Source organism: uncultured Rhodoblastus sp., from assembly GCF_903903185.1.
GTDB lineage: Bacteria > Pseudomonadota > Alphaproteobacteria > Rhizobiales > Beijerinckiaceae > Rhodoblastus.
This window is the reverse complement of record NZ_CAIUXT010000118.1, coordinates 1-10,685: the sequence shown is the minus strand read 5'-3', so window position 1 is coordinate 10,685 and position 10,685 is coordinate 1. Positions and strand designations below refer to the sequence as shown.

Here is a 10,685-nt window from a genome sequence, read left to right as displayed (position 1 = left end):
TCCAATCCGCTGTTCCTGCTCGATGAAATCGACAAGATGGGCATGGATTTCCGTGGCGATCCGTCCTCGGCGCTGCTGGAGGTGCTCGACCCCGAACAGAATGCGACCTTCAACGACCAGTATCTGGAGGTGGATTACGACCTGTCGAACGTGATGTTCGTGACCACCGCCAACACGCTGAACATTCCGGCGCCGTTGATGGACCGCATGGAGGTCATCCGCATCGCCGGCTATACCGAAGACGAAAAGGCGGTCATCGCTCGCAAGCATCTGATTCCGGCGGCGACCAAGAAGCACGGCCTGTCGCCCAGCGAATGGGTGATCGAGGACGCGGCCTTGATGAAGATCATCCGCCGCTACACCCGCGAGGCGGGCGTGCGCAATCTGGAGCGCGAAATCTCCAACCTCGCCCGCAAGGCGGTGAAGGAGATCCTGCTCTCCAAGCCCAAGCTCGACAAGGTCGTCGTCACCGAGGACAAGGTCGAGACCTCGCTTGGCGTGCCGCGCTATCGCTTCGGCGAGGCGGAGCTGGAGGATCAGGTCGGCGTGGTCACCGGTCTCGCCTGGACCGAAGTCGGCGGCGAATTGCTGACCATCGAAGGCGTCATGATGCCCGGCAAGGGCCGCATGACGGTGACCGGCAACCTGCGCGACGTGATGAAGGAATCGATCTCGGCGGCCGCCTCCTATGTGCGTTCGCGCGCGGTGGACTTCGGCATCGAACCGCCCTTGTTCGACCGGCGGGACATTCATGTCCACGTGCCGGAAGGCGCGACGCCCAAGGACGGCCCCTCGGCGGGCGTGGCCATGGCCGTGGCCATCGTCTCGGTGTTCACCGGCATTCCGGTGCGGCGCGATATCGCCATGACCGGCGAAATCACGCTGCGCGGCCGGGTGCTGCCGATCGGCGGCCTCAAGGAAAAGCTGCTCGCGGCGTTACGCGGCGGACTGAAGAAAGTGCTGATCCCCGAAGACAACGCCAAGGATCTGGTGGATATTCCGGAATCGGTGAAAAACAACCTCGAGATCGTGCCGGTCTCGCGCATGGAGGAAGTGCTGCGCCACGCCCTCGTGCGCATGCCCGAGGCGATCACCTGGGAGGAAGGCGCGGTCAAGGCCGGCCCCAGGGAAGTCGAGGATGAGACGACGGGCGTGGTGGCGCATTGATTTCAGGCGCCCGATCGATCTCCCAGAGCGTTGTCAAGCGAAGCGGTTCCGGTTCGCGTCGAGAAAACGCTTAAAAATAATAAGCTGGAGCCTTTTCCGTTCAATCGGATCGGAAAAGGCTCCAGGGCCGACGCCGCGTCGGTCAGAGCTTGCCGAACCAGCCCGGAGGTTTCGACCTCCGGTTTTTTTTGGCGTCGCCGGCTTTTCTCAGCTTTGGCTCGCCGGCGTTTTTTGGCGATCTGGCGGCGGTTGGCTCTTGTGGCTCCGGCCCACCGGCGGCGTCTCGCTCCCCCGAGGCGGATTTTCAGGGTTTTTTCGGCGAGGACGCGCGGTAAGCCTTGCTTTGTCGGGGATTCGATCCGAAAGTGTCCCGATCGGGCGGGCGCGATTCGAGCCATTTTCGCGACAGCGGGAGGTCGTTGCGTCGGCGCCGATAAAATTCAAGGAGCCGAGGCGCAGGGGCGCGCAGCGGTGGTGAAATTTCGAGACGCCCCGTTTATGCGGCTTGGCCGCGTCCGTTTGCGCGGTTTGGCCGCGCCCGGAGCGCGGCTTTAGACACAGGATGAATTCAGATGACCAATAAAGCCGAATTGATCGACGCCGTCGCGGAAGCAACAGAAACCTCCAAGGCCGCCGCCGGTGACGCCCTCGACGCGGTGATCGGCGCGATCACCTCGGCGCTGAAGAGCGGCGAGGAAGTTCGTCTCGTCGGTTTCGGCACATTCTCCGTCAAGACCCGGGCCGCCGGCAAGGGCCGCAATCCCGCCACCGGCGAGGAAATCACCATTCCGGCCTCGAAGAGCGTCAGGTTCAAGCCCGGCGCCCAGCTCAAGGCGACGGTCAACAAGTAAGCCTCGGCGCAGCGTCCGGCGCGGTCGTTGGGTTCGAGGATTTGGCCATGCGGGAATTCCCTCAGGCGAGCGTCCCGTTTGCCGGACGGTTCGACAAAGGCGATCTCTACTCCGACGCCACTCTTTCCTTGCCAGCGCCGTGGCGGCGCTTTATGAGCCGGGAACAGCCGCAAGGCGGGCCGTCGCAACAAGGATGACGGACAGGATCGGGGGCCGACCCCGGCGCGCCTTTCGGCTGTCTTTCGCCGCGATCCCCGCAAGGCATGGCTCGCGGGCGCGGACGACGCGGGGCAATCCGGCTTGAGGCTTGGGGTCCGGGCGGTTAGCTCAGTTGGTAGAGCATCTCGTTTACACCGAGAGGGTCGGCGGTTCGAGACCGTCACCGCCCACCACTATAGAAAAGGCCTGCACGCCGGGCTCGCGGACAGGGATTGGCGCAGCGTGGCCTGTTTGCTGCATGAGCTGTTTGCCGCGCGGGTTGGTCGAGGCGAAGCGGAAACCGGTTCGCGCCGCGACCCTGGCGACTGGTCGCCGCGCCGGCGGAGAAACGTGAAGACGGAGTCTCGATCCTTTTTCGGCGGATCGGAAAACGGCTCCGGGCGGAGATCGGAATGTCAGGGGCAGGGGCATCGCATTATTTTTCGCGCGTCTTTGGGCTGATTCTGGCTGCCCTGGGTCTGCTGGCGGCGGCGCCCTGCGCCAGCGCGCAGTCCATGTCCTTTCATCTCGAACCGCTGCCCGACGGCTCCGGCTGCCGGAGCCATTGCCCGAATGTGATCGTCGCCGAGGGGCAGATCGTCAATTCCACGCCGCAGGAGTTTCTGAATTTCCTGCGCGAAAACGCCGCCGACAAGGATCTGCGGACCGTCGTCTTCCTCAATTCGCAGGGCGGCTATGTCGTCGCCTCGATGGAGCTCGGGCAGATTTTTCGCCGCATCGGCGCGGCGACCGTGGTGGCGCGGCTCGGCGCCGCGTCCGGCCGGGGCCGGTTCCGGACCTCCTCCTGCCTGTCGGCCTGCGTCTACGCCTTCATGGGCGGCCGGAAACGTGTGGCGCCGCCGGGCAGCGCGCTCGGCATCCACCGCATGTTCGCCAATACCGAACACACCAACATGTTCGGCGATTCGAAATCCGAGCGGGTCTACGACAATGGCGCGATGGCCGGCATGTTGATGAATTATTCGTCGCGCATGGGCGTTAGCCGCGACCTGATCCGGTTCGCCGAACATATTTCCTCGCAATCGATCCATCTGGTGACGCCGGGCGAAATGGCGCGGTGGAATCTCGCCAGCCGGATTTTCTGACCGCCCTGGGGCGCAAGGTTCGAGCCCCTGCCTCGATGAGGGCGCGAACCTGCGGCCGCTTCGCGCGAAAGGGCCATGGTCCCCCAAAGCGGTATAACAGCGCTTGACTTGCCGGCCTCGCTGTCTTAATTCGCAAGCCTCCGTTCGACACGATGCGTCGCGGTCGCGGGGGAGTAGCTCAGTTGGTTAGAGCGCCGGCCTGTCACGCCGGAGGTCGCGGGTTCAAGTCCCGTCTCTCTCGCCATTTCCCTTGAAATTCGCAAATGGTTCCGGCTCCGCCAGACGGTTTTCGGGCCGGCTGCGCCGCGTCGCATTCCTGTCGCCGGGACCGGAAGCGCGCCTTCTCCCAATGGAACGAAAAAGCCGCTCCGGGGCTTTGCTGTATTTGGGACTAAGCTTGGTGGAACGGAGGATTCCACTTTTCCGGCGCCATCCGATGGCAAGTTCACCTTCGACTTTCGCATCAAGCAGGCGAGCGGCTGACGGGTGGTTTTTGCGCGAGCGACAGGAAAAACCAAGCTTTTCCGGCCCGGCCGGGACCTGTTTCGCCGCGGGATCGCGCAGCGATGGCGCCGGCGGCGCGTTGACGCAGACGGGCGTGGCCGCGCTTTGAACTTGCGCGAGGCGCCGCGCTGCGATAGGCAACCATGACCATCCGGCGGCGGGATGCGGCTTTTTCAGGGCCCGCCCTCCTCGCCCGGCGGCGAAGGGTCCGGCCGACGGCTCACGCCGTAGCCGGGCGCTCCGCAACCTGGCGGCGCGCCGGAAACTCAAGGGGACAATGCCATGCCGGTTCTCCTGAACGATTATCTGCCGCTGGTGCTTTTCATCGCGCTCGCCGCAGGGCTTTCGGGGGCGCTGCTCGTCGCGCCCTTCCTGCTCGCCTTCAAGGCGCCGGACGCCGAAAAGCTCTCGGCCTATGAATGCGGGTTCAACGCCTTCGACGACGCGCGCATGAAATTCGACGTGCGCTTCTATCTCGTCTCGCTGCTGTTCATCATCTTCGATCTCGAAGTGGCCTTCCTGTTCCCCTGGGCGGTAGCCTTCCGCAAGATCGGCGTGTTCGGCTTCTGGTCGATGATGGTGTTCCTCGGCGTCCTGACCGTCGGCTTCATCTACGAATGGAAGAAGGGAGCCCTCGAATGGGATTGACCCCGCAACCGCAGCCAACCCTGGTGGCGCCGGCCCCGCGGAAAATTCTCGACCCGCGCACCGGCAAGCCGATCGGCGCCGACGATCCGACCTTTCTGGCGATCAACGACGAACTGGCCGACAAGGGGTTCATCGTCACCGCCACCGACGATCTCATCAACTGGGCGCGCACCGGCTCGCTGATGTGGATGACCTTCGGTCTGGCCTGCTGCGCCATCGAAATGATGCAGGCGGCGATGCCGCGCTACGACATCGAGCGTTTCGGCTTCGCCCCGCGCGCCTCGCCGCGCCAGTCGGACGTGATGATCGTCGCCGGCACCCTGACCAACAAGATGGCGCCCGCCCTGCGCAAGGTCTACGACCAGATGCCGGAGCCGCGCTATGTGATTTCGATGGGCTCCTGCGCCAATGGCGGCGGCTATTACCACTATTCCTATTCGGTGGTGCGCGGCTGCGACCGCATCGTGCCGGTCGATATCTATGTGCCCGGCTGCCCGCCCTCGGCGGAGGCCCTGCTGTACGGAATTCTGCTGTTGCAACGCAAAATCCGCCGCACCGGCACGATTGAGCGGTAATCTGGCGAAAAGCCGAGCTTTCGTTTTTCGCGCCCGAAAAGGGCTGGAATCAAGGGGTGAGAATGGCCAACGAGCAGAACGAAGCCGCGGTCGCGCCAAGCGACCACGCCGCCGCTTTGCGCGAGAAGTTGCAGGCCCTTTCGGAAAGGATCCAGGCCGGGTTCAGCCAGGCCCCGGTCAGCGCGACCATCGCCTGGGACGAACTGACCATCGTCGTCGCGCCCGCGCAATGGATCGCCAGCCTGACCTTTTTGCGCGACATCGGCTTCATCAGCTTCGTCGATCTGACGGCGGTCGACTGGCCGGCGCGCGAACAGCGTTTCGATCTGGTCGTCCACCTGCTCGACCCCCATGCCAATCTGCGGGTCCGCATCAAGACCGTGACCGACGAGTCGCAGCCGATCGAGACCAGTTCGAACATCTGGCCCGCCGCCAACTGGTTCGAGCGCGAAGCCTATGACATGTATGGCGTGCTGTTTTCCGGCCATCCGGACTTGCGCCGCATGTTGACCGACTATGGGTTCGACGGCCATCCGCTGCGCAAGGATTTCCCGATGACCGGCTATGTCGAAGTGCGCTACGACGACGCGCAGAAGCGTGTGGTCTACGAACCGGTCAAGCTGCCGCAGGAATATCGCAGCTTCGATTTCCTTTCGCCCTGGGAGGCGGCGCAATATGATCTTCCGGGCGATGAAAAGGCCAGCAAGCCGGGATGAGGCATTAACAAAAGTCGAAGTGAAATGCGGGACATGAAATTTTGATGGGCGAGCGAAAAATGTCCGAACAGAACCTGCGCAATTTCTCGATCAATTTCGGCCCGCAGCATCCGGCGGCCCATGGCGTGCTGCGCCTGGTGCTGGAACTGGACGGCGAAGTGGTCGAACGCGTCGATCCGCATATCGGGCTTTTGCACCGCGGCACCGAAAAGCTGATGGAATCGCGCACCTATCTGCAGAACGTGCCCTATTTCGATCGGCTCGATTATTGCTCGCCGATGAATCAGGAGCATGCCTTCTGCCTCGCCATCGAAAAGCTGCTCGAAGTCGAGGTCCCGCGCCGCGCTCAGCTGATCCGGGTGCTTTATTGCGAAATCGGCCGCATTCTGTCGCATCTGCTCAACGTCACTACGCAGGCGATGGACGTCGGCGCGCTGACCCCGCCGGTCTGGGGTTTTGAAGAGCGCGAAAAGCTGATGGTGTTCTACGAGCGCGCCTCGGGCGCCCGCATGCACGCCAATTATTTTCGGCCCGGCGGCGTCGCCAAGGACCTGCCGGATCAGCTCCTGGAGGACATAGGGGCGTGGTGCGGCTCATTCTTGCGCGTATGCGACGATCTCGAGGAATTATTCATCGAGAACCGCATTTTCAAACAGCGCAATGTCGATATCGCCGTGGTGACGCTCGAAGACTGCTGGAAATGGGGCTTTTCCGGTCCGGTGCTGCGCGGCTCGGGCGGCGCCTGGGACTTGCGCCGCGCCCAGCCTTACGAGTGCTACGAGGAAATGGAGTTCGACATTCCGGTCGGCCAGCATGGCGATTGCTATGACCGGCAGGTGGTGCGCATGGAGGAAATGCGCCAGTCGACCCGCATCATCACCCAATGCGTCGAGAAACTGCTCGCCCGGGGCGCCGAGGGGCCGGTGCTGGCGCCCAATCACAAGATCACGCCGCCGCGTCGCGGCGCGATGAAGAATTCGATGGAATCGCTGATCCATCATTTCAAACTGTTCACCGAGGGCTTTCGCGTGCCCGCCGGCGAGGTCTATGCGGCGGTCGAGGCGCCCAAGGGCGAATTCGGCGTCTATCTCGTCGCCGACGGCACCGACAAGCCCTACAAGTGCAAGATTCGCGCGCCGGGCTTCGTCCATCTGCAGGCCATGGACATGTTGTGCCGGGGCCATATGCTCGCCGACGTCTCGGCCATTCTGGGCGCGCAGGACATCGTGTTCGGGGAGGTGGACCGGTGACCGTCGGCCAGTCGCTGCGCAAGAACGTCGCCTTTCTGCTGGCGGGTCTCGGCTCCGGCATTGTCGCGCTGATCTTAATGCGGCGATCGGGGGGCGAGCCTTTGTTTCAGCCGCAAAGCGATTTCGGCATCCTCATCGGCGCCGTCCTCGTCGCTGTCTACACCGTTTATCGGGACCTGCGCGATTCCAACGGGAAGCCACACTCATGAGCGTCCGCCGCCTTGCCGAAAACCAGCCCGAAAGCTTCGAGTTCACGCCGGAAAACCGCGCCTGGCTCGATGCGCAGATCGCCAAATATCCGCCCGGACGGCAGGCTTCCGCCGTCATCCCGGCGCTGTGGCAGGCACAGAAACAGCACGATTACTGGCTGCCGCAAAAGGCGATCGAGAAGGTCGGCGACCTGCTCGACATGCCCTATATCCGCGTGCTCGAGGTCGCCACTTTCTACACCATGTTCAACCTCGCGCCGGTCGGAAAATATTACGTCCAGCTCTGCGGCACCACGCCCTGCCAACTGCGCGGCGCCGACGAAATCATCCGGGTCTGCGAAGAGCGCATCGGTCCGCAACGGCAGGTGACGCCGGACGGGCTGTTCTCCTGGCTCGAAGTCGAGTGCCTCGGCGCCTGCTGCAATGCGCCGATGGTGCAGATCAACGACGATTATTACGAGGATCTCGACGCCGCGAATTTTTCGCAGCTGCTCGACGACCTCGCCGCCGGGCGGCCGGCGAAAATCGGCTCGCAGAAGGGCCGCAGGACGTCGGAGCCGGAAGGCGGACTGACGTCCTTGACGACATTCTATGGCGCGGACGGCGACAGCGGCCCGCTTTCCACCCCGAACGCGCGCTGAAGGAGAAGAGGATGCTTGAGGACAAGGATCGCATCTTCCAGAACCTTTACGGCTTTGGCGACTGGGGTCTCGCCGGCGCCCGGGCGCGTGGCGGCTGGGACAATACCAAAGGCCTGATCGAAAAGGGCAAGGACTGGATCGTTTCCGAGATGAAGGCCTCGGGCCTGCGTGGGCGCGGCGGCGCCGGCTTCCCGACCGGCCTGAAATGGTCGTTCATGCCCAAGCCCGACCCGGCGCGGCCCTCTTATCTGGTGGTCAATGCCGACGAATCCGAGCCCGGCACCTGCAAGGATCGCGAGATCATGCGCAACGATCCGCATCTCTTGATCGAAGGCTGCCTGCTCGCCGGTTTCGCCATGGGCGCCTCGGCCGCCTATATTTATCTGCGCGGCGAATATATTTTCGAGCGCGAGCGACTGGAGGCGGCGGTCGAACAGGCCTATGCGGCCAATCTGATCGGCCCGAACAACATCCACGGCTATCCTTACGAGATTTACGTCCATCACGGCGCGGGCGCCTATATTTGCGGCGAAGAGACGGCTTTGCTGGAATCGCTCGAAGGCAAGAAGGGCATGCCGAGGCTCAAGCCCCCATTCCCGGCCAATATGGGCCTCTACGGCTGCCCGACGACGGTCAATAACGTCGAATCCATCGCCGTGGCGCCGACCATTCTGCGCCGGGGCGCCGATTGGTTTACCGGGTTCGGGGCCAAGAATAATTCGGGCACAAAGCTGTTCTGCATTTCCGGCCACGTCAACAAGCCGTGCAATGTCGAAGAGGCCATGTCGATTCCATTCCGCGAACTGATCGACCGGCACGCCGGCGGCGTGCGCGGCGGCTGGGACAATCTGCTGGCGGTTATCCCCGGCGGCTCGTCGGTGCGCTGCGTGCCGGCGCATGAGATCATCGACTGCCCGATGGATTTCGACAGCCTCGGCAAGCTCAAATCCGGCCTCGGCACGGCGGCGGTGATCGTGATGGACAAGTCCACCGACATCATCCGCGCCATCGCCCGGCTGTCGCATTTCTATGCGCACGAAAGCTGCGGCCAATGCACGCCCTGCCGCGAAGGCACCGGCTGGATGTATCGGGTGATGCAGCGCATGGTCGAAGGCCGCGCGCAGAAAAAGGAAATCGACATGCTGTTCGACGTGTCGAAACAGATCGAGGGCCACACCATCTGCGCGCTCGGCGATGCGGCGGCCTGGCCGATCCAGGGCCTGATCGCTCATTTCCGCCCCGTCATCGAGGCGCGAATCGACAGCTATACCGCGCGAGCGGACAAGGACGCGGCCAAGGTCGCGGCGCAGTAGGACAGGCGCCTCGGTCGAGCGGCGACCGGGGCGAAGAAGCAGGCGCGGGCATTGGCGTCAGCCGATGCGAGGGGCGCCTCGGCCGCCTCCTCGGGCGGGCGAGGCAAAAGGAAAGCGATATGACCAAGATCATCGTCGATGGCGTGGAAGTGGATGTGCCGCCGGAATACACCTTGCTCCAGGCGTGCGAGGAAGCCGGCAAGGAAATTCCGCGCTTCTGCTATCATGAGCGGCTGTCGGTCGCCGGCAATTGCCGCATGTGCCTCGTCGAGGTGAAGGGCGGCCCGCCCAAGCCGACCGCCTCCTGCGCCCTGACGGTCAAGGAACTGCGGCCCGGCCCGAAAGGCGAATTGCCGGTGGTGCTGACCAATTCGCCGATGGTGAAAAAGGCGCGCGAAGGGGTGATGGAGTTCCTGCTCATCAACCATCCGCTCGATTGCCCGATCTGCGACCAGGGCGGCGAATGCGACCTGCAGGACCAGGCCATGGCCTTTGGCCTCGACCGTTCGCGCTATACCGAGAGCAAGCGCGCGGTCGAAAACAAATATATCGGGCCGCTGGTCAAGACCGAGATGACCCGCTGCATCCATTGCACGCGCTGCGTCCGCTTCTCGGCGGAAGTTTGCGGCACCTCCGACATGGGCGCCATCGGCCGCGGCGAGGACATGGAGATCACCACCTATCTCGAACAGGCGATGACCTCGGAACTGCAAGGCAATGTCACCGACCTGTGCCCGGTCGGCGCGCTTTTGCCCAAGCCGCAGAATTTCCGCGCCCGTCCCTGGGAATATAACAAGACGCCCGGCGTCGACGTGATGGACGCGCTCGGCGCGTCGATCCGCATCGACACGCGCGGACGCGAAGTCATCCGCATCCTGCCGCGCCTCAACGAGGCGGTGAACGAGGAATGGATTTCCGACAAGAGCCGCCAGATCGCCGACGGTCTGAAGACCCAGCGTCTCGACCGGCCTTTCCTGCGCGTCGGCGGCAAGCTTAAGCCCTCGTCCTGGGCGCAGGCCTTTGCCGCCATCGCCGACAAGCTCAAGGCGACCGCGCCGGAAAAAATCGGGTTCATCGGCGGCGACCTGTCGTCGGTCGAGGAGCTTTACGCAGCCAAGGCGCTGGCCGAATCGCTCGGCGTCAAAAATATCGACGCGCGTCAGGACGGCGCGAAACTCGATCCCGCGAAGGGCCGCGCCTCTTACCTGTTCAACGCGACCGTGGAGGGGATCGACCATGCCGACGCGCTGCTGATCGTCGGCTCCAATCCGCGCTGGGAATCGCCGGTGCTCAACGCCCGCATCCGCCGCCGCTGGCGCGCCGGCCATTTCCCGATCGGCGTGATCGGCGAAAAGGCCGATCTCACCTATGCCTATGATTATCTCGGCGCCGGCCCCGATACGCTGGCCAGCGTCGCGCGCGGAGAAGGCTTTGGCGCGATCCTCGCCAAGGCCGAGCGTCCGCTGATTCTGGTCGGGCAGGGCGCTCTCGCCCGCGACGACGGCGC

The 10,685-nt window shown here is 63.8% G+C and carries 11 protein-coding genes and 2 tRNA genes; all 13 read left to right on the top strand.

Features of this window, described 5'->3' with window-relative positions:
* Nucleotides 1-1,167, top strand: a 1,167-nt coding sequence (locus QZY01_RS10705; protein WP_294536855.1) for a S16 family serine protease, incomplete at its 5' end; no start/stop codon positions are given.
* Between the two features lie 572 nt (nt 1,168-1,739).
* Nucleotides 1,740-2,018: an HU family DNA-binding protein gene (locus tag QZY01_RS10700; RefSeq protein WP_294536852.1), complete on the top strand. Its 279-nt coding sequence runs from the start codon at nt 1,740-1,742 to the stop codon at nt 2,016-2,018.
* Between the two features lie 316 nt (nt 2,019-2,334).
* Nucleotides 2,335-2,410 (top strand) — tRNA-Val (locus QZY01_RS10695).
* A 219-nt stretch (nt 2,411-2,629) separates the two neighbouring features.
* Nucleotides 2,630-3,322 (top strand): hypothetical protein, encoded by a 693-nt coding sequence (locus tag QZY01_RS10690; RefSeq protein WP_294536849.1) that lies wholly within the window; start codon nt 2,630-2,632, stop codon nt 3,320-3,322.
* Nucleotides 3,323-3,489: 167 nt separating this feature from the next.
* Nucleotides 3,490-3,566 (top strand) — tRNA-Asp (locus QZY01_RS10685).
* 542 nt (nt 3,567-4,108) lie between these two features.
* Nucleotides 4,109-4,474, top strand: a complete 366-nt coding sequence (locus tag QZY01_RS10680; RefSeq protein WP_294536847.1) for an NADH-quinone oxidoreductase subunit A — start codon at nt 4,109-4,111, stop codon at nt 4,472-4,474.
* Nucleotides 4,465-5,049: an NADH-quinone oxidoreductase subunit B gene (locus tag QZY01_RS10675; RefSeq protein WP_294536844.1), complete on the top strand. Its 585-nt coding sequence runs from the start codon at nt 4,465-4,467 to the stop codon at nt 5,047-5,049. The genes QZY01_RS10680 and QZY01_RS10675 overlap by 10 nt, the downstream gene beginning before the upstream one ends.
* Before the next feature lie 62 nt (nt 5,050-5,111).
* Nucleotides 5,112-5,765 carry an NADH-quinone oxidoreductase subunit C gene (locus QZY01_RS10670; protein ID WP_294536858.1) on the top strand — a complete coding sequence of 218 codons (654 nt, stop codon included), beginning with the start codon at nt 5,112-5,114 and terminating at the stop codon, nt 5,763-5,765.
* Between the two features lie 59 nt (nt 5,766-5,824).
* A complete protein-coding gene (locus QZY01_RS10665) occupies nt 5,825-7,015 on the top strand; it encodes an NADH-quinone oxidoreductase subunit D (protein ID WP_294536842.1) in 1,191 nt (396 codons plus the stop codon).
* A complete protein-coding gene (locus QZY01_RS10660; protein ID WP_294536839.1) occupies nt 7,012-7,224 on the top strand; it encodes a hypothetical protein in 213 nt (70 codons plus the stop codon). Before QZY01_RS10665 ends, QZY01_RS10660 begins: the two co-directional genes overlap by 4 nt.
* Entirely contained in the window at nt 7,221-7,865 is a 645-nt protein-coding gene (gene nuoE / locus QZY01_RS10655) for an NADH-quinone oxidoreductase subunit NuoE (protein ID WP_294536837.1), read from the top strand. Before QZY01_RS10660 ends, nuoE begins: the two co-directional genes overlap by 4 nt.
* A gap of 11 nt (nt 7,866-7,876) precedes the next feature.
* Nucleotides 7,877-9,178: an NADH-quinone oxidoreductase subunit NuoF gene (gene nuoF / locus QZY01_RS10650; RefSeq protein ID WP_294536834.1), complete on the top strand. Its 1,302-nt coding sequence runs from the start codon at nt 7,877-7,879 to the stop codon at nt 9,176-9,178.
* Nucleotides 9,179-9,297: 119 nt separating this feature from the next.
* Nucleotides 9,298-10,685: NADH-quinone oxidoreductase subunit NuoG (nuoG, locus tag QZY01_RS10645; RefSeq protein WP_294536832.1), on the top strand; the 1,388-nt coding region annotated here is incomplete at its 3' end.

Bases quoted from the DNA above. Each gene is read 5' to 3' on its own strand.
- QZY01_RS10700 (WP_294536852.1), top strand. From the start codon at position 1,740: ATGACCAATAAAGCCGAATTGATCGACGCCGTCGCGGAAGCAACAGAA.
- QZY01_RS10690 (WP_294536849.1), top strand. From the start codon at position 2,630: ATGTCAGGGGCAGGGGCATCGCATTATTTTTCGCGCGTCTTTGGGCTG.
- QZY01_RS10680 (WP_294536847.1), top strand. From the start codon at position 4,109: ATGCCGGTTCTCCTGAACGATTATCTGCCGCTGGTGCTTTTCATCGCG.
- QZY01_RS10675 (WP_294536844.1), top strand. From the start codon at position 4,465: ATGGGATTGACCCCGCAACCGCAGCCAACCCTGGTGGCGCCGGCCCCG.
- QZY01_RS10670 (WP_294536858.1), top strand. From the start codon at position 5,112: ATGGCCAACGAGCAGAACGAAGCCGCGGTCGCGCCAAGCGACCACGCC.
- QZY01_RS10665 (WP_294536842.1), top strand. From the start codon at position 5,825: ATGTCCGAACAGAACCTGCGCAATTTCTCGATCAATTTCGGCCCGCAG.
- nuoE (WP_294536837.1), top strand. From the start codon at position 7,221: ATGAGCGTCCGCCGCCTTGCCGAAAACCAGCCCGAAAGCTTCGAGTTC.
- nuoF (WP_294536834.1), top strand. From the start codon at position 7,877: ATGCTTGAGGACAAGGATCGCATCTTCCAGAACCTTTACGGCTTTGGC.